Raw genomic sequence first — 17,444 nt, forward strand, 5'->3', positions numbered from 1 at the left:
AAGGAGGAATTCGCTTGATCCAGGCCAGCTCACTCCGCCCCGGGATGTGCATCCTGCACGAAGGGGATCTCTGCCGCCTGATGACCGTCACCCATCGCACTCCCGGCAACCTGCGCGCCTTCGTCCAGGTGCGGATGCGGAACCTGCGGACCGGCAACAGCTTCGAACACCGGTTCAGCTCGACCGAGGGCGTTGAGCGCGCCATGCTCGACACGGTGCCGATGGAGTACCTCTACTCGGACGGCGATGGTCATCACTTCATGAGCCAGGAGACCTACGAGCAGGTGTCGCTTTCCGACGAGGTTCTCGGCGACTCGCTGCTCTATATGCTCCCCAACACGGTGCTCAAGGTCGACTTCCACGAGGGGACGCCGGTCGGCCTCGAGCTGCCCAATACCGTCGTCCTCGAGGTGGTCGAGACGGAGCCCGGCATGAAGGGAGCGACGGCCTCCTCCTCCTACAAGCCGGCGAAGATGGAGACGGGGCTGGTCGTCCAGATCCCGCCCTTCATCGAGAGCGGCACGAAGATCGAAATCGACACGCGCGAGAACAAGTACCTGCGTCGCGTTTGACGCGTTCCCAGTCCGAAGGACCGACACCCCCGGGCCGAACGCCCGGGGGTGTTTTCGTTTCGGACGATCTTCGCGAGAGGACCGCTGAACGCGAAAGCGGCGCCCGGGAGCCCGGACGCCGCAACGGTTCAACGTCATGAGCGGCCGAGGGCCGCTCGTCTCGCGCGATCAGGAGCCGCCGATCTTCTTCGCGGTCGCCGTCTTCTTCACCGGCAGGGCCTTCGACTTGGCGTCGGCCTTGGCTCGCGGTGCCGCCTCCGCCTTCTTGCGCGGAGCGCGCTTCGGCTTCTCTTCGGTCGCGGCGGCCTCGGCAGCCTTCTCGGTCTTCTTGCCCTTGTCGGCCTTCTCCCCGCTCGCCGGCGCCTTCGCCGCCTTCTTCAACTCGAAGTCGACGAACTCGAGCACCGCCAGCTCCGCGCCATCACCCTGTCGCGAGCCGAGCTTGACGATCCGCAGGTATCCGCCCGGACGCTCCTGGAAGCGCGGGGCGATCTGATCGAAGACCTTCTTGATCAGCTCGCGGTTGGGAATCCAGCGACCGACCATGCGGCGGGCGTGCACGGTGCCGCGCTTGCCCTGGGTTACCAACCGTTCGGCCAGGGGACGAAGCTCCTTGGCCTTCGGAAGAGTGGTCACGATGCGCTCGGCCGCCATGAGCGAGGCGAGCTGGTTGCGGAATAGCGCCAGCCGGTGGGATGTCGTCCGACCGAGCTTGCGTCCGGATGCGTTGTGGCGCATGGGTCCTTCCTCCGCCCTTCGGGCCTAGCTGGCCGGCTGCTGCATGCCGAAGGAGAGTCCGAAGCGCTCGAGCAGTGCCTGCAGCTCCTCGAGGGACTTGGCGCCGAGACCCTTCGTCTCGAGCATCTCCTTCTCGCTGCGCGAGACGAGATCCCGCAGCGTGTGAATGTTGGCGTTCTTGAGGCAATTCGTCGAGCGCACCGAGAGGTCGAAGTCGTCGATGCTGCGGTCGAGCAGGACGCCGAGGACCTCCTGATCCGATCCGCCACCGGTCGCGACCTCTCCCTCCTCCGCCGCACGGAAGATGTCGAGATGATCGGCGAGCAGGGTCGCGGCCAACGAAACCGCACGCTCGGGGGTGATGGTCCCGTTCGTCCAGACCTCGAGAATGAGCTTCTCGTAGTCGGTCATCCGACCCAGGCGTGCCGCCTCGACCCGGTAGTTCACGCGACGAACCGGCGAATGGGCAGAGTCCACGGGAACCCAACCGATTCCCATCGTGTCGTCCTGGTTCTTCTCGGCCGACACGTACCCGCGGCCGAGCTGGACCTTGGCCTGGATCTTCAGCCGTCCCTCTTCGCTCAGGGTCGCGATGGGGAGGTCGGGCTCGCAGATCTCGATCTGCGCGTCGCCCACGAGATCCCGTCCGCAGGCCACCGACGGACCGGCGACGTCCAACGAGAGGATGCGGGCCTCTCCGCCGTGGAGCCGGACCGGAATCTGCTTGAGGTTCAAGATGATATCGGTGACGTCTTCGACGACACCCGGAATCGAGGAGAACTCGTGGCTGACGCCCTCGATCTGGACCGACGTGATCGCCGCACCCTCGATCGAGGAGAGCAGGCTCCGCCGCATCGCGTTGCCCACCGTCGTGGCGAATCCACGCTCGAACGGCTGGGCAACAAAACGACCGTAGGTCGGCGTAAGGCTGTCGGCGTCGATCTCGACGCGCTTGGGGCGCTGGAAGTCCTTCCAAAGCATGGCTGCTTCTCTCCTGTCGCTGGACAGCCCGGCGCTAACGGCTGTAGAGCTCGACAATCAGCTGCTCCTGCACGGGGATCTTGATGTCCTCGCGAGTCGGCAGCGTGACGACCTTGCCCGTGAAATTCTCGGCGTCGAGCTCGAGCCAGTTGGGAATCCCGCGCCCGCGCGCCGTGTCGACGCTCACCCGGATCTGCGAGTTCGCCCGGCTCGGCTCCTTGACCGCCACGCTCTGGCCGGCCCGCACCTGGAACGAGGGGATCGACACCTTCTTGCCGTCGACCAGCACATGCCCGTGGCGCACCACCTGCCGCGCCTGGGCGCGGGAAGCGGCGAAGCCGAGGCTGTAGACGACATTGTCGAGGCGGCGTTCGAGCGAGATCAGCAGGTTATGGCCCGTGATCCCCTTCTGACGATCCGCCTCCTGGAAATACAGACGGAACTGCCGCTCGAGAACGCCGTAGATCCGCTTGACCTTCTGCTTCTCGCGCAGCTGCAGTCCGTAGCCGACGATACGGCGGCCACGTCGCGCACCGTGCTGGCCCGGCGGGTTCTCGCCGCGCCGCTCGATCGCGCACTTCTCCTTGAAGCAACGGTCGCCTTTGAGGAAGAGCTTCATCCTCTCGCGACGACAGAGCCGGCAGACTGGACCGGTATAGCGTGCCACTAGGTATCTCCCTTCGGGTTCGCCTTGTCCTCGATGCTACGAGGACTTCAACTCAAGCAAGACGCCCTGCGAGCGGCGGCACACCCGTCGATTCGCCGAGGTCCTGAGAACATCCCGGCGGCGCGCTCACGCCGCCCGACATCACGACTCCCGATCAGACCCGCCGCCGCTTGCGCGGCCGACAGCCGTTGTGGGGAATCGGGGTCACGTCGCGAATCGCCTTCACCTCGACGCCCGAGGACTGGAGGGCCCGGATGGCCGATTCACGCCCGGCTCCCGGCCCCTTGACCTCGACGTCCACCGTCCGCATCCCGATGTCGCGCACCTGGTTGCCGGCGCTCTGCGCGGCGACCTGGGCGGCAAACGGGGTTCCCTTGCGCGAGCCCTTGAAGCCGATGCGACCGGCCGAGGACCACGCGACGACGGCCCCTTCCGGATCCGCGATCGTGATGATCGTGTTGTTGAAGGAGGCCTGGATGTGGGCCACACCGTGCGGCACCAGGCGACGCTCCTTCTTCTTGGCGCCCTTCTTGTCTTTCTTGGCGGTCGCGGCCGCCGCAGCTTTAGCCATGTTCGGATCCGTCCTTACTTCTTGGTCAGCTTCTTCTTGGTGGACACCGTCGCACGACGCGGGCCCTTACGGGTGCGGGCGTTGGTGTTCGTCCGCTGGCCCCGAACCGGCAACCCGCGGCGGTGGCGTACTCCCCGATAGCTGCCGATCTCCATGAGGCGCTTGATGTTGCCGGTGACCTCCTTGCGCAGGTCACCCTCCACCAGGCCCTCCTCCTGGATCACCTTGCGGATCCGCTGGGCCTCGTCCTCGGAGAGCTCCTTGACCTTCGTCACGGGCTCTACTCCGGCGGCCCCGAGGATGCGGACCGAGCGCGTACGCCCGATCCCATGAATGTACGTGAGACCGATCCAGACCTGCTTGTTCTGCGGCAGGTCGACGCCTGCGATGCGTGCCATGGCCTTGCCCCTATCCCTGTCGCTGCTTGTGCTTCGGGTTGTCGCAGATCACGCGAACCACCCCGGCGCGGCGGACGACCTTGCACTTGGGACAAATCCGCCTTACGGACGATCGAACCTTCATCGACGCACCTTCTTCCTGGTCACTTCAGCCGGTACGTGATCCGGCCACGGGTGAGGTCGTACGGCGAGAGCTCGACGGTCACCCGATCACCCGGAAGGATGCGAATGAAGTGCTTCCGCATCTTGCCGGAGATGTGGGCGAGCACCTGGTGCTTGTTCTCGAGCTGCACCCGGAACATCGCATTCGGGAGCGGCTCGACCACCGTGGCCTCGACCTCGATCGCCTCTTCCTTCGACACGACTTCTTCTTGCTGCCTTCGACGCTTCATGCTGCCACCTGACGCCCGAGTACCCGTGGCCCGTCATCGGTGACGGCAACTGAGTACTCGAAATGAGCGGACAGGGACCCGTCGCGCGTCCGCGCGGTCCAACCATCCGCGTCCATCGTGACCTCCGGGCGCCCGGCGTTGACCATCGGCTCGATGGCCAAGACCAGGCCGGGCTTGAGTCGCGGTCCCCGCCCGGGGGCACCGTAGTTCGGGATCTGCGGGTCTTCGTGCAAAGAAGTCCCGATCCCATGGCCGACGAACTCCCTGACCACGGAGTAGCCATGCTCTTCGACATGGCGTTGCACCGCATGGCCGATATCGGAGAGCCGTCGACCGGGCCAAACCTGCTCGATCGCGAGATCCAGGGCGTGGCGGGTGACCGTCAGGAGGTTTTCTGCAGCGGGATCCACCTTCCCGACGGCGTATGTCCGCGCCGCATCCCCATAGTATCCCTTGAAGACGACCCCGCAGTCTACCCCGACGATGTCGCCCTCTCGCAAGGGGACGTCATTCGGGATTCCGTGGATGATGACGTCGTTGACCGACGTGCAGAGGGTCGCCGGATATCCGCGGTAGTTGAGGAAGGCCGGAACGCCGCCTGCTCTCCGGATCAACGACTCGGCGAAGCGATCGAGCTCGCGCGGCGTCACGCCCGGCGCCAGGAAGCCGGCGATGCCGTCCAGGACATCGTGGACGACCCGGTTCGCCTCGTCCATGAGGTCGATCTCGCCCTTGGTCTTGAGGACCATCAATGCTCCCCGAGGACCGCGAGCACCGCTGCCGTGACGTCGGCCACCGGGACATTCCCGTTCACCACCGCCAGGAGTCCGCGATCGCGGTAGAAATCGATCACCGGGGCGGTCTTCTCGCCGTAGACCCGCAGCCGCTCGCGGATCACTTCCTCGCGATCGTCGGCGCGACCGCGCCCCAGTGCCCGTTCGACCAGGACACCTTCCGGGACTTCGAGCAGCACCGCGCCATCGACCCGCACGCCCAGCTCCGACAGAATTGCCTCCAGGGTCTCGCACTGACCTGCCGTGCGCGGATAGCCGTCGAGCACGAAGCCCGCCGCGGCATCCGGGCGCGACAACCGGTCTCGCACCACGTCAGCCATCAACTCGTCATTCACCAGGCCGCCGGCCGCCATCACGCCGGCCACTTGCCGGCCCAGCTCGCTGCCCTCGTCGACTGCACTTCGCAGCATCTCGCCGGTCGAGATCGCCGGCACCCTCATTTCGCCGGCGAGAAAACACGCCTGCGTGCCCTTCCCGCATCCGGGGGCGCCGAGCAGCACCACCCTTCTCGATGAGCGAACTTCCCTCTCAGCCTCGTCGTCCACGGATTCGTCCGCGCTTGAGGAATCCCTCGTAGTTCCGCATCACCAGCTGGCTCTCGATCTGCTGCAGGGTGTCCATCGCGACACCCACGACGATCAGCAACGACGTGCCACCGAAGAAGAACCCGATGCCCATTCCCTCGGTGATCCAACGTGGCATCAGCGCATCGAGCGAAGGTCCGATCCAGGGGAGGTTCTGCAGCTTGACGCCGCTCAGCAGGAACTCCGGCAGCACCGAGACCGCGGCGAGATAGAGCGCTCCGACGAGAGTGATCCGGGTCAGGATGCGGTCGATGTACTCGGCCGTCCGCTTTCCCGACCGGATTCCGGGAATGAAGCTCCCGTACTTGCGCATGTTCTCGGCAAGGTCGGCCGGATTGAAGATGATCGACACGTAGAAATAGCTGAAGAAGATGATTCCGGTGATCGACAGCAGGTAGTAGGCCGGCTGGCCCCACTGCAGTTGGTCGGCCAGCTTCTGCAGCCATTCCGCGTTCTTGAACATCTGGGCGAACGTGCTGGGAACCGTGATCACGGAGCTCGCGAAGATGACCGGGATCACGCCGCCCGTATTGACCCGCAGCGGCAGGTAGGTGCTCTGGCCGCCATAGATCTTGCGCCCGACCATCCGCTTGGCGTACTGCACCGGAATCCGCCGTTGCGCCCGCTCCATGAAGACGATGAACGCCACGACCGCCACCATGAAGACGGCGAGCAGGAGGATCTTGATGATCGAGAGCTCGCCCGCACGCATCTTCCCGAGGGTGTCGGCGACCGCGTGGGGCAGACCCACCACGATGCCGGCGAAGATGATCAACGAAATGCCGTTGCCGACGCCGCGCTCGCTGATCTGCTCGCCGAGCCACATGATGAAGGCGCATCCCGTGGTGAGGGTCAGCACCGTCATCAAGCGGAACCCCCAGCCGGGATTGGGCACCAGCATGGCACCGCCCGGGGTGCGCAGGTTCTCGAGCCACAAGGCAATGCCCGTCGACTGGACGATCGAGATCACCACCGTGCCGTAGCGGGTGTACTGGGTGATCTTCTTGCGGCCCATCTCGCCTTCCTTGGAGAGCTTCTCGAGATAGGGCCAGACGACGGTGAGTAGCTGGAGGACGATCGACGCCGTGATGTAGGGCATGATGCCCATGGCGAAGACCGCAACCCGCTTCAGGCTGCCACCGGTGAACGTGTTGACGAAGCCGAGAAAGGTGTTCTCGGCCTCCTTCATGAACTCGATGAGGGCCTGGGAATCGATACCCGGAGTCGGAATGTGGCAACCGACGCGATAGACCGCGAGCAGCCCGAAGGTGAACAGGAGCCGCTTCCGGAGATCCGGAATCGCGAAGATGTTGCGCAGACTCTCGATCACGAGGACAACTCCTCGCAGCTGCCGCCAGCGGCCTCGATCTTGGCCTTCGCCGTGGCCGAGAACTTGTGCGCCTGCACGCGCAGGGCCTTGGTGATCTCGCCCTGTCCGAGGACCTTGACCGGCTGACCGCGGTGCACGAGGCCCTTGGCCAGCAGCATGTCCGGCGTCACCTCGCCGACGAAGTCAGCCAGCGCCTCGACGTTCACCACGCTGTACTCGACGCGAAAGACGTTGTTGAATCCGCGCTTCGGCATGCGCCGAACGAGCGGCATCTGTCCGCCCTCGAATCCGGGACGCAGCGTGTAGCCGGCGCGCGACTGCCCGCCCTTGTGACCGCGACCGGCGGTCTTCGGGTTTCCCGAGCCGATGCCGCGGCCGACGCGACGCTTCGGCTTGGTCGAGCCCGGCGCGGGAGAAAGGTCGTGAAGGTTCATCGGGTCTCCTCGACCACCTCGACGAGATGAGGGATCTGAGCAATCAGGCCACGGACCGTCGGCGAATCGGCCCGCAGAACTTCGTGACGGATACGGCGGAGTCCGAGTCCCCGCAGGGCATCGCGCTGCGGCTCGGGCCGCCCGATCGAGCTACGGACTTGGCGGATTCGAATCATCGGCTTGGCGGTCGCCATCGCAAGTTCTCCCGTTCGCCGCCTAGACCGCCTCGGTCGCCACCGGGGCGACGCGAGAGCTCAGGTTGCGCAACTGCAGCAACGCCGCGAAGGTCGCCTTCACCACGTTGTGCGGGTTGGTCGAACCGAGGGACTTGGTCAGGATGTCCTGAATACCAGCCGCCTCGATCACCGCACGGACCGGTCCGCCGGCGATCACACCTGTGCCAGGCGAGGCCGGCTTCACCAGCACCAGACCCGCACCGTAGTGGCCCAGGGACTCGTGCGGGACGGTGGATCCGCTCACCGGAATCGAGATGAGGTTCTTCTTGGCGATCTCGATTCCCTTGCGGATCGCCATCGGAACTTCCTTGGCCTTGCCGGCGCCATAGCCGACACGCCCTTGCCCGTCTCCGATCACCACCAGGGCCGAGAAGGAGAAGTTCTTTCCGCCCTTCACCACCTTCGTGACGCGGTTGATGTGGACGACCTGCTCGAAGAACTCGCTCTTCTGCTCGAAATCCCTAGCCAACGGCTTTCTCCTTTCGGCCATCGCGCACCTTCCCCCTCAGAACTGCAGGCCCTTGGCCCGCGCGGCTTCGGCGATTTCCTTGACGCGGCCGTGGTACCGGTATCCGCCGCGGTCGAACACCACCGCGGTGATCCCCTTCTCCTTGGCGCGCTCGGCGAGCATCTCGCCGAGCCTTTTCGCCGCCTTCAGGTTGCAGGTCGCCTTGCCCAGCTCCTCCCGCAATGACGGCTCGAGGGTGCTGGCCGCCACCAGAGTCTGTCCGGCGAGGTCGTTGATCACCTGCGCATAGAGGTAACGCTCGCTCTTGAACACCGAGAAGCGGGGCCGTGCAGGGGTCCCTTCGACGCGCTGGCGGAGGCGCTGGTGCGCTCGCTGCCGGCGAGCCTGCTTGACGATGGTCTTCTTGCTCTTGTAGCCCGTGCTCATGGCCTTTCTCCCGACCCCTTACTTGGCGCCGGCCTTGCCGACCTTGCGGCGCAGCACCTCGTCGACGTACTTGATCCCCTTGGCCTTGTAGGGGTCCGGCGGCTTGAGCCGGCGGATCTCGGCCGCGACCTGTCCGACCATCTGGCGGTCGGCCCCGCTGACCGTGAGCTTCGTGTTCTTCTCGACCTCGACCTTGATTCCGGCGGGCACGCGGTAGACGACCGGGTGCGAGTAGCCGAGGGCGAAGTGAATGTCCTCGCCCTTGAGCTCCGCCTTGTAGCCGACGCCGTTGATCTCGAGTCCGCGGGTGAACCCGGCGCTCACGCCCTGGACGGCGTTGGCGAGCAGCGACCGCAGGAGGCCGTGCTTGGCGCGCTCCGGACCGGACTCACCCGACCGGCTGACCGTCACCTTGCCGTCCTCGACCGCGACCGGAAAGCCCGGCAACAGGCGCTGCTCGATGCGTCCCTTCGGCCCCTCGGCGACGAAGCTGTCTCCCTGCACGTTCACCCGGACTCCCGAAGGAACCGGAATGGGCTTTCTGCCAACTCGCGACATGACGCTTCTCCTGCCTTCCTACCAGATCTCGCAGAGGATCTCGCCGCCGACGCCCTGCTCGCGCGCCTGGCGATCGGAGACCACGCCCTTGGAGGTGGAAACCACTCCGAGACCGAGGCCATTGCGCACCGGCTTGATCTGCTCGGCCTTGCGATAGACCCGGCGTCCGGGCCGGCTCACCCGCGACACGTGCGAAATCGCCGGCTCGCCCATCTCGCTATAGCGGAGGAAGATGCGAAGCGTCGACACCGGCTCGCCGGGGATCACTCGGATGTTGCGGACGAATCCCTCGTCCTTGAGGAGGCGACAGACCTCCGTCTTCAGCTTCGAAGCCGGCACGTCGACTCGATCGTGCTTGGCCTGGTGCGCATTGCGGATTCGCGTCAGCAGATCCGCCAGCGGGTCATTCATGCTCATGATCTCTCCTCGCCGCCCCTTCCGGTCGTCACCAGCTCGCCTTGATCACGCCGGGCAGGTACCCTTCGCGAGCAAGATTCCGAAAGCAGATACGGCACAGCGCGAACTTCCGCATGAAGCTCCGCGGCCGACCGCACCGCTGGCAGCGATTGCGCTGACGGATACCGAACTTCGGCGCTTGCCGGGTCTTCGCCATCTTCGCCTGGGTTGCCACGTTGCGACTCCTCCTCGCTTCTTTCCGCTAGCGCGCGAATGGCATGCCGAGCTCGCGCAGCAGGTGCAGCGCACGCTCGTCGTTGCCAGCCGTGGTCACCAGGGTGATGTTCATCCCCTTCGGCCGATCGACCTTGTTGAGGTCGATCTCCTGGAAGATCAGATGATCCCGGATTCCCAGAGTGTAATTGCCGCGTCCGTCGAAGCTCCGGCTGGGAACTCCCTTAAAGTCGCGGACACGCGGCAGGGCGATGCTGATCAGCCGGTCGAGGAAGTCCCACATGCGATCGCCCCGCAGGGTCACGCGACAACCGATCGGCATGTCCTCGCGCAACTTGAACGCCGCGATCGACTTCCGCGCACGGGTTACCGTCGGCCGCTGGCCGGCGATCGCCGCCAACTCCTCGACGCCGTCGTCGAGGATCTTGATGTTCTGAATCGCCTCGCCCAGACCCATGTTGATCACGATCTTGTCGAGGCGGGGCACCGCCATGTCGTTCTCGATGCCGAATTCCTTCTTCAGCTTCGCCTGAACTTCCTGGCGGTAGCGCTCCCGCAGTCGCGGCGCGTAGTGCTCCCGGGGAGCTTCGGACGCCTCGGCGGTTGGACCTGTCTTCTTCGCCATGTCCCGGCTCCTAGTTGAAAGTCGCTCCGCTACGCTTCGCGACGCGGACAGCCGTGCCGTCCTCGAGACGCTTGCGGCCGACACGGGTCGGCTTGCCCGTCTCGGGGCAGATCAGCATGAGGTTCGAGATCTCGATGGGCGCTTCCTTCTCGAGGATGCCGCCCTGCACCTGGCGCTGCGGGTTGCCCTTCGTGTGCCGCTTGACGAGGTTCACCCGCTCAACGATCGCCTTGCCCTCGGTCGGCAGGACTCGCAGAACGCGGCCACGCGCCCCACGATCCTTGCCGGCGATGACCAGCACCTGGTCGTTCCGCTTGATCTTCGGCTTGCTCATCGTACTTCCTCAAGGCGTCCGCCGAGGCGGCCGCTCAAATGACCTCGGGCGCGAGCGAGATGATCTTCATGAACCGCCGCTCGCGCAGCTCGCGGGCCACCGGGCCGAACACACGGGTTCCGACCGGCTCCTTGTTGTTGTCGATCAGCACCGCCGCGTTCGTGTCGAAACGGATGTAGCTGCCGTCGCGCCGCCGCTCGGCATTGACCGTACGCACGATCACTGCCTTGACCACCGCACCCTTCTTGACGGTCCCGTCGGGCGTCGCCTCCTTAACCGAGGCAGTGATGATGTCCCCGAGCCTGCCGTACTGGCCGAGGGATCCACCCTTGAGATGGATGCAAGCCACCTTCTTGGCGCCGGAGTTGTCGGCGACTTCGAGAATCGTTCCCATCTGGATCATGGTCTACCTCTCGTCGCCCTGCTTGACGATCCGCTCGACACGCCACCGCTTGAGGCGCGACAACGGCCGGTCCGACGCGATGATCACCTCGTCGCCCACCTTGCACTGGTTCTTCTCGTCGTGGGCATAGAACTTCGAGGTGCGCTTCGCAAAGCGGTGGTAGAGCGGGTGAGTGATCACCTTCTTCACCGCAACCACCACCGTCTTGTCCATCTTGTCGCTCACCACCGTGCCGACTTTCGTCTGGCGCCGGCCGCGAGCCGGTGCTGCGCTATCGCTCATCACGGCCTTTCCCGTCTCCACGCTCATCACCGCTTCTCCCGCAGGACCGTCAGGACGCGGGCAAGCTCGCGCCTCGTCTCCCGGATCTTCGAGGGCTTCTCCAGCCGTCGCGTCGCATTCTGCAGGCGCAGCGCGAAGAGCTGCTCCGCCAGTTCCTTCTCTCTCTGCTGCAGATCGCCGACGGTCTTGTCGCGCAGCTCGCTAGCCTTCATCGCCATTCTCCTACTTCAGCTCGCTGTGGCGCGAGAGGAAGCGCGTCTTGATTCCCAGCTTGTGGGAGGCCAGCTTCATGGCCTCCTCGGCCACCGCCTGCTCGACCCCTTCGAGCTCGAACAGCACCCGGCCGGGCTTCACCACGGCCACCCATTCCTCCGGGTTGCCCTTGCCCTTGCCCATGCGGGTTTCGAGCGGCTTCTTGGTGATCGGCTTGCTCGGGAAGACGCGGATCCACATCTTGCCGCCACGCTTCACGTGGCGGGTGATCGCGATACGACTCGCTTCGATCTGCCGGGCGGTCACCCAGGCCGGCTCGAGCGCTTGCAGCGCGTAGTCGCCGAAGGCGATGTAGTCGCCTCCCTTGGCGTTCCCGGTCCGCCTCCCGCGATGCTCCTTGCGGAACTTGACCTTCTTCGGCATCAACATGATGACATCGTCCTCCGCTTACGCCGTCGCCGCTCGCCGGCCGCGCTCGCGCAGCAGGTCACCCTTGTAAACCCACACCTTGACGCCGATCACACCATAGGTCGTCCGCGCCTGACCGAAGCCGAAATCGATGTCCGCCTTCAGCGTGTGGAGCGGCAGCCGCCCCTCCTGGTACCACTCGGTCCGAGCGATCTCGGCGCCGCCGAGCCGGCCGGCGACCATGATCTTCACTCCCTTGGCGCCGAACCGGAAGGCGTTCTCCATCGCCTTCTTCATCGCCTTGCGGAAGGAGACCCGGCGCTCGAGCTGGCCGGCGATCCACTCGGAGATCAGCTGCGCATCGAGCTCGGGCCGCTGGATCTCCTGGATGTTGATGTGGACTTCGCGACCGGTCTGCTTAGCCAGGTCGTCACGCAGCTTGTCGACCTCGACGCCGCGCTTGCCGATGATCACTCCGGGACGCGAGGTGTAGATCGTGACTCGCAGCTTGTCCGCTGCGCGCTCGATGTCGATCTCGCTGACGCCGGCGTGTCCGAGACGCTTCTTGAGCGACTCACGCAGGGCAAGGTCGGAGTGGAGGAGCTTGGCGTAGTCGCCCTCGGCGTACCAGCGCGAATGCCAAGTCTTGTTGTAGATCAGGCGGAAGCCGTACGGATGAGTTTTCTGGCCCACGATCTTGTTTCCTCGCGCCTTTGCCTTCAGCCCTTGCGTGTGTCGAGCTTGATCGTCACGTGGCTCTGCCGCTTCTGCACCCGGAAGGCACGCCCCATGGTCGCGGGCTGGATGCGCTTGAGCATCGGTCCGCCGTCGACGAATGCTTCCTTGACGTAGAGGCGCCCGACGTCGACCGCCTCCTGTCGGTTCTCGGCGTTGGCGATCGCCGACTTCAGGAGCTTCTCGAGTGGACGGGCGGCGGACTTCCTCGTCAGGTGGAGGATGCCGACAGCCTCCTCGACGTTCTTGCCGCGGATCAGGTCGACCACGAGCCGAACCTTCTGCGGTGACGCCTGCAGGTGACGCAGATGAGCAGTCGAGATCATTGTCGGTTTCCTATCAAGCCTTCTTCGGAGCCGCGGTCTTCTCCGCCTTCTTCCCGCTGTGTCCGCGGAAAGTGCGGGTCATCGCGAACTCTCCGAGCTTGTGGCCCACCATGTTCTCGCTGACGTACACGGGGATGAACTTCATCCCGTTGTGCACCGCGACGGTGTGGCCGACCATCTCGGGGATGACGGTGGATCGGCGTGACCAGGTCTTGATCACCCGCTTGTCGCCGCTGGAGTTCATGGCGACGACTTTCTCCTGCAGGTGAGCGTCGATGAAGAAGCCCTTCTTGAGCGAACGGGACATCTTGTCTCTCCGTCCTTACTTCTGGTTGCGCCGGCGCACGATCATCGCCTCCGTGCGCTTGTTGTTACGGGTCTTGAAGCCCTTGGTCGGGACGCCCCAGGGAGTGCAAGGGTGCCGCCCTCCCGAGGTCTTGCCTTCGCCTCCGCCCATCGGATGGTCGACCGGATTCATCGACACGCCCCGGTTGTGCGGCCGGCGACCAAGCCAGCGGGAACGGCCGGCCTTGCCGTACGACAGGTTCTCGTGCTCGAGGTTGCCGACCTGTCCGACGGTGGCGTAGCAGTCGATGTTGATCTTCCGGACTTCGCCCGACGGCAGTTTCACCTGGGCGTAGGCCCCTTCTTTTGCCATGAGCTGCGCACCCGCACCGGCCGCGCGGACCAGCTGTCCGCCCTTGCCGAGCTTCAGCTCGAGATTGTGAACGACCGTGCCGAGGGGGATCTGCTTCAACGGCAAAGCGTTCCCGACGTTGATCTCGGCCTGCTCGCCGGCCATCACCTGCGCGCCGACCACCAAGCCCTGCGGGCAGAGAATGTAGCGCTTCTCCCCGTCTGCATAGTGGATCCGGGCGAGGTTCGCCGAACGGTTCGGGTCGTACTCGATCGCCGCGACGGTACCCGGGATGCCCCGCTTGTCACGACGAAAATCGATCGTGCGATAGCGCCGCTTGTGACCGCCGCCCCTGAACCACGAGGTGAGCTGTCCACGGTTGTTGCGCCCGCCGGACGACGGCTTGCCCTCCGTCAGGCTCTTGAGCGGCCTCGACGCGGTGATCTCCTCGAACGTCGAGTAGGACTGAAACCGGCTCGAGGAGTTGATCGGCCTGATCTGCTTGATGCCCATGGTCTCTCCGCTCCTGCCGCCTACACGATCTCGAGGAAGTCGATCGTCTTTTCGCCAGGTGCCAACCGGACGTAGGCCTTCTTCCAGTCGGGACGGTGGCCGAAGAAACGACCCTGCCGCCGGAGCTTGCCGTGCACCCGTGCCACTCGCACCTCGGCGACCTTCACTTTGAACTGCGCCTGTACGGCGCGCGCGATCTCGATCTTGCTCGCCCGGGCATCGACCTCGAGCGTTACGGTACCGGCCCCTTCGCGCTGCTGCTCCGACTTCTCGGTCAGCAGCGGCCGCCGGATGACTTCCTGAATCCTCATGAGCCGAGTACCTCCACCAGCCGCTTGAGCGCGCCCTCGGAGAAGACCAGGTAGCGCCGATCGACGACGTCGTAGACGTTCACGCCCAGAGCGTCGACCGTCTTGAGCTGCGGATGATTGCGCGACGCGAGCTGAAGCTCTTCGTTGTCCCAGCGATCCACCAGCAAGGTCTTGCCGTCGATGCCCAGGCCGGAGAGGGCCTGCGCCAGCGCCTTCGTCTTCGGCGTCTCGAGATCGAGACGATCGACGACGACGAGCTTCTCCTCGGCGGCTTTGCGCGAGAGGGCGGAGCGCAGTGCGTTCTTCTTCTCCCGGACGGAAAGATCCATGGCGTAGCTGCGCGGAACCGGCCCGTGAACCGTGCCGCCCTTGCGCCAGATCGGGCTGCGGGCGCTGCCCATGCGGGCACGACCGGTCCCCTTCTGCTTCCAGAGCTTCTTGCCGGACCCGCTGACCTCACTGCGCACCTTCGTCTTGTGCGTCCCGCTGCGAAGGCCCGCGAGGTAAGCCTTGACCGCCAGGTGGATCAGGTGCTCGCGATAGATGCAGCCGAAAACGGACTCGGGCAATTCGATCTCGCCCACCCGTTCGTTCTTCAGATTCTTGATGGCAACCTTCATGGCCTGGTCTCTCCCCTCAGCCGCGCTTGGCGCGCCGTACCGCCACGTAGGCGTTGCGCGCACCCGGCACAGCGCCGCGCACGTAGATGAGGTTGCGCTCTTCGTCGATCTTCACCACCAGGAGATTCTTGGTGGTCACCTTCTCCCCACCCATGCGACCGGAGGAGCGCATTCCCGGGAAGACACGCGACGGATAGGACGAGCCACCGATCGAGCCCGGCGCCCGGTGGAACATCGAGCCGTGGCTCGACCGCCCGCCGCGGAACCCATGGCGCTTGACGACGCCCTGGAACCCCTTGCCTTTGCTCTGGCCGACGACGTCGACGAATTCCTTCTCCTGGAAGATCGAGGCCTTGACCTGATCGCCCTCTTTCCACTCTTCCGCCGTCTCGACGGAGAACTCCGCGACGTGGCGGGTCGGGGGCACACCAGCCTTCTTGAAGTGTCCCAGCTCCGGCCGGCTCACCTGGCGCGGCGGCCGCGCCTCGACAAGGCCGATCTGCACGGCTTCGTAGCCGTCGCGAGCCGCCGTGCGGCGCTGCACCACCACGCACGGGCCGGCGGCGATCACCGTTACCGGAACAGCCGTGCCGTCCGGCTGGAAGATCTGGGTCATGCCCAGCTTGCGTCCGAGAATCCCTTCCATGATGCGCCCGTCCTACTTCCCGAAGGCCTTGATTTCGACGTCCACACCGGCCGGCAGCTCGAGCTTCATGAGCGCGTCCACGGTGTTGCTCGTCGGCTCGAAGATGTCGAGCAGCCGCTTGTGAGTGCGGATCTCGAACTGCTCGCGCGACTTCTTGTCGACGTGCGGCGAGCGGTTCACGGTGTAGCGCGAAATGTGCGTGGGCAAGGGAATCGGCCCGACCACTCTCGCCCCCGTCCTCCTCGCGGTGTCGAGGATCTCGTGGGTTGAGGAGTCGAGAATGCGGTGGTCGTAGGCCTTCAGTCGGATCCGAATTTTCTCGTTGACCATGGGTCGATCCCTTGCCTCTGCGTTGCGGTAGGCGCTTACGCGACGATGTCGGTGACAGTGCCGGCGCCGACGGTGCGACCGCCCTCGCGAATCGCGAAGCGGACACCCTTCTCCATCGCGATCGGCGCGATCAGCTCGATGGCCAGGTTCACGTTGTCGCCGGGCATCACCATCTCGGCACCCTCCGGCAACGTCGCCACTCCCGTCACGTCCGTCGTCCGGAAGTAGAACTGCGGCCGGTAGCCGTTGAAGAACGGCGTATGACGGCCGCCCTCCTCCTTGCTCAGCACGTACACCTCGCCCTTGAACTTCGTGTGCGGCGTGATCGAGCCCGGCTTCGACAGCACCTGGCCACGCTCCACGTCGTCCCGCTTCGTCCCGCGCAGCAGTACGCCGATGTTGTCGCCCGCCTGACCCTGATCCAGAAGCTTGCGGAACATCTCCACGCCCGTCACGATCGTCTTCTGCGTCGGCCGGATCCCGACGATCTCCACTTCCTCGCCGACCTTCACGATGCCGCGCTCCACGCGCCCCGTCACCACCGTCCCGCGCCCGGAAATCGAGAAGATGTCCTCGATCGGCATCAGGAACGGCTTGTCGACCAACCGCTCAGGCATCGGAATGTAGCTGTCCAGGGCGTCGAACAGGCGGACGATCGCCTCGTCGGCGAACTCCCCCTTCTCCCCCTGCATCGCCTTCACCGCCGCACCGCGAATCACCGGAATGTCGTCGCCCGGGAACTCGTACTGCTTCAGCAGCTCCCGAACCTCCAGCTCCACCAGATCCAGAAGCTCCGGATCGTCCACCACGTCCACCTTGTTCAGGAACACCACGATGTACGGCACGCCCACCTGACGCGCCAGCAGGATGTGCTCCCGCGTCTGCGGCATCGGACCGTCCGCCGCCGACACCACCAGGATCGCCCCGTCCATCTGCGCCGCGCCCGTGATCATGTTCTTCACGTAGTCGGCGTGTCCCGGGCAATCCACGTGTGCGTAGTGGCGACCCTTCGTCGAATACTCCACGTGCGACGTCGCGATCGTCAGAATCTTCGAAGGATCGCGACGACCCTGAGACTCCGACGCCTTCGCCACCTCGTCGTACGACACGAACTTCGCCCAGCCACGATCCGCAGCCACCTTCGTCAACGCCGCCGTCAGCGTCGTCTTGCCATGATCCACGTGACCGATCGTCCCAACGTTCACGTGCGGCTTCGTGCGATCGAACTTCTCCTTGCCCATCTCTCGTCTCCCGAGTACTTGCCTATTCGTTTGGCAGAAG

33 protein-coding genes are annotated in these 17,444 nt (G+C 65.1%); 1 reads left to right on the plus strand and 32 read right to left on the minus strand.

Features of this window, described 5'->3' with window-relative positions; genetic code table 11:
- Nucleotides 1–14 precede the first annotated feature (14 nt).
- A complete protein-coding gene (gene efp, locus IPJ17_19065) occupies nt 15–572 on the plus strand; it encodes an elongation factor P (protein QQR73556.1) in 558 nt (185 codons plus the stop codon).
- 168 nt (nt 573–740) lie between these two features.
- On the opposite strand, the gene rplQ is transcribed toward efp, so the two are convergent.
- From rplQ to tuf, 32 genes are all read right to left on the minus strand, one after another.
- Complete coding sequence (gene rplQ, locus IPJ17_19070; GenBank protein QQR73557.1) at nt 741–1,310, minus strand: 50S ribosomal protein L17; 570 nt, start codon at nt 1,308–1,310, stop codon at nt 741–743.
- Between the two features lie 24 nt (nt 1,311–1,334).
- Entirely contained in the window at nt 1,335–2,291 is a 957-nt protein-coding gene (locus tag IPJ17_19075) for a DNA-directed RNA polymerase subunit alpha (GenBank protein ID QQR73558.1), read from the minus strand.
- A 34-nt stretch (nt 2,292–2,325) separates the two neighbouring features.
- Nucleotides 2,326–2,958, minus strand: a complete 633-nt coding sequence (rpsD, locus tag IPJ17_19080) for a 30S ribosomal protein S4 (GenBank protein QQR73559.1) — start codon at nt 2,956–2,958, stop codon at nt 2,326–2,328.
- A 154-nt stretch (nt 2,959–3,112) separates the two neighbouring features.
- Complete coding sequence (gene rpsK / locus IPJ17_19085) at nt 3,113–3,529, minus strand: 30S ribosomal protein S11 (protein QQR73560.1); 417 nt, start codon at nt 3,527–3,529, stop codon at nt 3,113–3,115.
- Between the two features lie 14 nt (nt 3,530–3,543).
- Nucleotides 3,544–3,927, minus strand: coding sequence for a 30S ribosomal protein S13 (gene rpsM, locus IPJ17_19090; protein ID QQR73561.1), 384 nt, complete (start codon nt 3,925–3,927; stop codon nt 3,544–3,546).
- 10 nt (nt 3,928–3,937) lie between these two features.
- Complete coding sequence (gene rpmJ / locus IPJ17_19095; protein QQR73562.1) at nt 3,938–4,051, minus strand: 50S ribosomal protein L36; 114 nt, start codon at nt 4,049–4,051, stop codon at nt 3,938–3,940.
- Between the two features lie 19 nt (nt 4,052–4,070).
- The gene (gene infA / locus IPJ17_19100; protein QQR73563.1) at nt 4,071–4,289 is read right to left on the minus strand and encodes a translation initiation factor IF-1; all 219 of its coding nucleotides are present in this window, start codon (nt 4,287–4,289) and stop codon (nt 4,071–4,073) included.
- A gap of 26 nt (nt 4,290–4,315) precedes the next feature.
- Entirely contained in the window at nt 4,316–5,071 is a 756-nt protein-coding gene (gene map / locus IPJ17_19105) for a type I methionyl aminopeptidase (GenBank protein QQR73564.1), read from the minus strand.
- Nucleotides 5,068–5,658, minus strand: coding sequence for an adenylate kinase (locus IPJ17_19110; GenBank protein ID QQR73565.1), 591 nt, complete (start codon nt 5,656–5,658; stop codon nt 5,068–5,070). Before IPJ17_19110 ends, map begins: the two co-directional genes overlap by 4 nt.
- Nucleotides 5,642–7,027 (minus strand): preprotein translocase subunit SecY, encoded by a 1,386-nt coding sequence (gene secY / locus IPJ17_19115; protein QQR73566.1) that lies wholly within the window; start codon nt 7,025–7,027, stop codon nt 5,642–5,644. The genes IPJ17_19110 and secY overlap by 17 nt, the downstream gene beginning before the upstream one ends.
- Nucleotides 7,024–7,461 carry a 50S ribosomal protein L15 gene (rplO, locus tag IPJ17_19120; protein ID QQR73567.1) on the minus strand — a complete coding sequence of 146 codons (438 nt, stop codon included), beginning with the start codon at nt 7,459–7,461 and terminating at the stop codon, nt 7,024–7,026. The genes secY and rplO overlap by 4 nt, the downstream gene beginning before the upstream one ends.
- Entirely contained in the window at nt 7,458–7,655 is a 198-nt protein-coding gene (rpmD, locus tag IPJ17_19125) for a 50S ribosomal protein L30 (protein QQR73568.1), read from the minus strand. Before rpmD ends, rplO begins: the two co-directional genes overlap by 4 nt.
- Nucleotides 7,656–7,677: 22 nt before the next feature.
- Nucleotides 7,678–8,187 (minus strand): 30S ribosomal protein S5, encoded by a 510-nt coding sequence (gene rpsE, locus IPJ17_19130; protein QQR73569.1) that lies wholly within the window; start codon nt 8,185–8,187, stop codon nt 7,678–7,680.
- Between the two features lie 15 nt (nt 8,188–8,202).
- On the minus strand, nt 8,203–8,592 hold the full coding sequence (locus IPJ17_19135; protein QQR73570.1) for a 50S ribosomal protein L18: 390 nt from the start codon (nt 8,590–8,592) through the stop codon (nt 8,203–8,205).
- Nucleotides 8,593–8,610: 18 nt separating this feature from the next.
- Nucleotides 8,611–9,150 carry a 50S ribosomal protein L6 gene (rplF, locus tag IPJ17_19140; GenBank protein QQR73571.1) on the minus strand — a complete coding sequence of 180 codons (540 nt, stop codon included), beginning with the start codon at nt 9,148–9,150 and terminating at the stop codon, nt 8,611–8,613.
- An 18-nt stretch (nt 9,151–9,168) separates the two neighbouring features.
- A complete protein-coding gene (gene rpsH, locus IPJ17_19145; GenBank protein QQR73572.1) occupies nt 9,169–9,567 on the minus strand; it encodes a 30S ribosomal protein S8 in 399 nt (132 codons plus the stop codon).
- Nucleotides 9,568–9,595: 28 nt separating this feature from the next.
- The gene (locus tag IPJ17_19150; protein ID QQR73573.1) at nt 9,596–9,781 is read right to left on the minus strand and encodes a type Z 30S ribosomal protein S14; all 186 of its coding nucleotides are present in this window, start codon (nt 9,779–9,781) and stop codon (nt 9,596–9,598) included.
- 27 nt (nt 9,782–9,808) lie between these two features.
- Nucleotides 9,809–10,405, minus strand: a complete 597-nt coding sequence (gene rplE, locus IPJ17_19155) for a 50S ribosomal protein L5 (GenBank protein QQR73574.1) — start codon at nt 10,403–10,405, stop codon at nt 9,809–9,811.
- 10 nt (nt 10,406–10,415) lie between these two features.
- Complete coding sequence (locus tag IPJ17_19160; protein QQR73575.1) at nt 10,416–10,739, minus strand: 50S ribosomal protein L24; 324 nt, start codon at nt 10,737–10,739, stop codon at nt 10,416–10,418.
- 34 nt (nt 10,740–10,773) lie between these two features.
- Nucleotides 10,774–11,142 carry a 50S ribosomal protein L14 gene (gene rplN / locus IPJ17_19165; GenBank protein QQR73576.1) on the minus strand — a complete coding sequence of 123 codons (369 nt, stop codon included), beginning with the start codon at nt 11,140–11,142 and terminating at the stop codon, nt 10,774–10,776.
- Between the two features lie 3 nt (nt 11,143–11,145).
- Entirely contained in the window at nt 11,146–11,424 is a 279-nt protein-coding gene (gene rpsQ, locus IPJ17_19170; protein QQR76225.1) for a 30S ribosomal protein S17, read from the minus strand.
- Nucleotides 11,425–11,450: 26 nt separating this feature from the next.
- A complete protein-coding gene (gene rpmC / locus IPJ17_19175; protein ID QQR73577.1) occupies nt 11,451–11,636 on the minus strand; it encodes a 50S ribosomal protein L29 in 186 nt (61 codons plus the stop codon).
- Nucleotides 11,637–11,646: 10 nt separating this feature from the next.
- Nucleotides 11,647–12,066, minus strand: coding sequence for a 50S ribosomal protein L16 (gene rplP, locus IPJ17_19180; protein QQR73578.1), 420 nt, complete (start codon nt 12,064–12,066; stop codon nt 11,647–11,649).
- Nucleotides 12,067–12,084: 18 nt separating this feature from the next.
- The gene (gene rpsC / locus IPJ17_19185; protein ID QQR73579.1) at nt 12,085–12,738 is read right to left on the minus strand and encodes a 30S ribosomal protein S3; all 654 of its coding nucleotides are present in this window, start codon (nt 12,736–12,738) and stop codon (nt 12,085–12,087) included.
- A 26-nt stretch (nt 12,739–12,764) separates the two neighbouring features.
- The gene (rplV, locus tag IPJ17_19190) at nt 12,765–13,106 is read right to left on the minus strand and encodes a 50S ribosomal protein L22 (protein ID QQR73580.1); all 342 of its coding nucleotides are present in this window, start codon (nt 13,104–13,106) and stop codon (nt 12,765–12,767) included.
- A 13-nt stretch (nt 13,107–13,119) separates the two neighbouring features.
- On the minus strand, nt 13,120–13,413 hold the full coding sequence (rpsS, locus tag IPJ17_19195) for a 30S ribosomal protein S19 (protein ID QQR73581.1): 294 nt from the start codon (nt 13,411–13,413) through the stop codon (nt 13,120–13,122).
- A gap of 15 nt (nt 13,414–13,428) precedes the next feature.
- Nucleotides 13,429–14,256, minus strand: a complete 828-nt coding sequence (rplB, locus tag IPJ17_19200) for a 50S ribosomal protein L2 (protein QQR73582.1) — start codon at nt 14,254–14,256, stop codon at nt 13,429–13,431.
- Between the two features lie 20 nt (nt 14,257–14,276).
- Nucleotides 14,277–14,567 carry a 50S ribosomal protein L23 gene (locus tag IPJ17_19205; protein QQR73583.1) on the minus strand — a complete coding sequence of 97 codons (291 nt, stop codon included), beginning with the start codon at nt 14,565–14,567 and terminating at the stop codon, nt 14,277–14,279.
- Nucleotides 14,564–15,187 (minus strand): 50S ribosomal protein L4, encoded by a 624-nt coding sequence (gene rplD, locus IPJ17_19210; GenBank protein ID QQR73584.1) that lies wholly within the window; start codon nt 15,185–15,187, stop codon nt 14,564–14,566. The genes IPJ17_19205 and rplD overlap by 4 nt, the downstream gene beginning before the upstream one ends.
- 16 nt (nt 15,188–15,203) lie before the next feature.
- On the minus strand, nt 15,204–15,836 hold the full coding sequence (gene rplC, locus IPJ17_19215) for a 50S ribosomal protein L3 (GenBank protein ID QQR76226.1): 633 nt from the start codon (nt 15,834–15,836) through the stop codon (nt 15,204–15,206).
- A 9-nt stretch (nt 15,837–15,845) separates the two neighbouring features.
- Complete coding sequence (gene rpsJ, locus IPJ17_19220) at nt 15,846–16,163, minus strand: 30S ribosomal protein S10 (protein ID QQR73585.1); 318 nt, start codon at nt 16,161–16,163, stop codon at nt 15,846–15,848.
- A 35-nt stretch (nt 16,164–16,198) separates the two neighbouring features.
- Nucleotides 16,199–17,404 carry an elongation factor Tu gene (tuf, locus tag IPJ17_19225; protein QQR73586.1) on the minus strand — a complete coding sequence of 402 codons (1,206 nt, stop codon included), beginning with the start codon at nt 17,402–17,404 and terminating at the stop codon, nt 16,199–16,201.
- Nucleotides 17,405–17,444 lie beyond the last annotated feature (40 nt).

Source organism: Holophagales bacterium (genome assembly GCA_016699405.1).
Lineage (GTDB): Bacteria > Acidobacteriota > Thermoanaerobaculia > Multivoradales > JAGPDF01 > JAAYLR01.

Excerpts from the sequence above, each read along its gene's own strand:
- IPJ17_19135 (QQR73570.1), bottom strand. The coding sequence starts at position 8,592 with ATGAGCACGGGCTACAAGAGCAAGAAGACCATCGTCAAGCAGGCTCGC.
- rplE (QQR73574.1), bottom strand. The coding sequence starts at position 10,405 with ATGGCGAAGAAGACAGGTCCAACCGCCGAGGCGTCCGAAGCTCCCCGG.
- rplF (QQR73571.1), bottom strand. The coding sequence starts at position 9,150 with ATGTCGCGAGTTGGCAGAAAGCCCATTCCGGTTCCTTCGGGAGTCCGG.
- rpsS (QQR73581.1), bottom strand. The coding sequence starts at position 13,413 with ATGTCCCGTTCGCTCAAGAAGGGCTTCTTCATCGACGCTCACCTGCAG.
- rpsJ (QQR73585.1), bottom strand. The coding sequence starts at position 16,163 with ATGGTCAACGAGAAAATTCGGATCCGACTGAAGGCCTACGACCACCGC.
- rpsK (QQR73560.1), bottom strand. The coding sequence starts at position 3,529 with ATGGCTAAAGCTGCGGCGGCCGCGACCGCCAAGAAAGACAAGAAGGGC.
- rplO (QQR73567.1), bottom strand. The coding sequence starts at position 7,461 with ATGAACCTTCACGACCTTTCTCCCGCGCCGGGCTCGACCAAGCCGAAG.
- rpmJ (QQR73562.1), bottom strand. The coding sequence starts at position 4,051 with ATGAAGGTTCGATCGTCCGTAAGGCGGATTTGTCCCAAGTGCAAGGTC.
- rpsH (QQR73572.1), bottom strand. The coding sequence starts at position 9,567 with ATGAGCATGAATGACCCGCTGGCGGATCTGCTGACGCGAATCCGCAAT.
- rplB (QQR73582.1), bottom strand. The coding sequence starts at position 14,256 with ATGGGCATCAAGCAGATCAGGCCGATCAACTCCTCGAGCCGGTTTCAG.
- rpsE (QQR73569.1), bottom strand. The coding sequence starts at position 8,187 with ATGGCCGAAAGGAGAAAGCCGTTGGCTAGGGATTTCGAGCAGAAGAGC.
- rplP (QQR73578.1), bottom strand. The coding sequence starts at position 12,066 with ATGTTGATGCCGAAGAAGGTCAAGTTCCGCAAGGAGCATCGCGGGAGG.
- rplN (QQR73576.1), bottom strand. The coding sequence starts at position 11,142 with ATGATCCAGATGGGAACGATTCTCGAAGTCGCCGACAACTCCGGCGCC.
- rplV (QQR73580.1), bottom strand. The coding sequence starts at position 13,106 with ATGATCTCGACTGCTCATCTGCGTCACCTGCAGGCGTCACCGCAGAAG.
- rpsQ (QQR76225.1), bottom strand. The coding sequence starts at position 11,424 with ATGAGCGATAGCGCAGCACCGGCTCGCGGCCGGCGCCAGACGAAAGTC.
- rpsM (QQR73561.1), bottom strand. The coding sequence starts at position 3,927 with ATGGCACGCATCGCAGGCGTCGACCTGCCGCAGAACAAGCAGGTCTGG.
- IPJ17_19205 (QQR73583.1), bottom strand. The coding sequence starts at position 14,567 with ATGAGGATTCAGGAAGTCATCCGGCGGCCGCTGCTGACCGAGAAGTCG.
- rplQ (QQR73557.1), bottom strand. The coding sequence starts at position 1,310 with ATGCGCCACAACGCATCCGGACGCAAGCTCGGTCGGACGACATCCCAC.
- IPJ17_19160 (QQR73575.1), bottom strand. The coding sequence starts at position 10,739 with ATGAGCAAGCCGAAGATCAAGCGGAACGACCAGGTGCTGGTCATCGCC.
- rpmC (QQR73577.1), bottom strand. The coding sequence starts at position 11,636 with ATGAAGGCTAGCGAGCTGCGCGACAAGACCGTCGGCGATCTGCAGCAG.
- rplD (QQR73584.1), bottom strand. The coding sequence starts at position 15,187 with ATGAAGGTTGCCATCAAGAATCTGAAGAACGAACGGGTGGGCGAGATC.
- rpmD (QQR73568.1), bottom strand. The coding sequence starts at position 7,655 with ATGGCGACCGCCAAGCCGATGATTCGAATCCGCCAAGTCCGTAGCTCG.
- tuf (QQR73586.1), bottom strand. The coding sequence starts at position 17,404 with ATGGGCAAGGAGAAGTTCGATCGCACGAAGCCGCACGTGAACGTTGGG.
- IPJ17_19075 (QQR73558.1), bottom strand. The coding sequence starts at position 2,291 with ATGCTTTGGAAGGACTTCCAGCGCCCCAAGCGCGTCGAGATCGACGCC.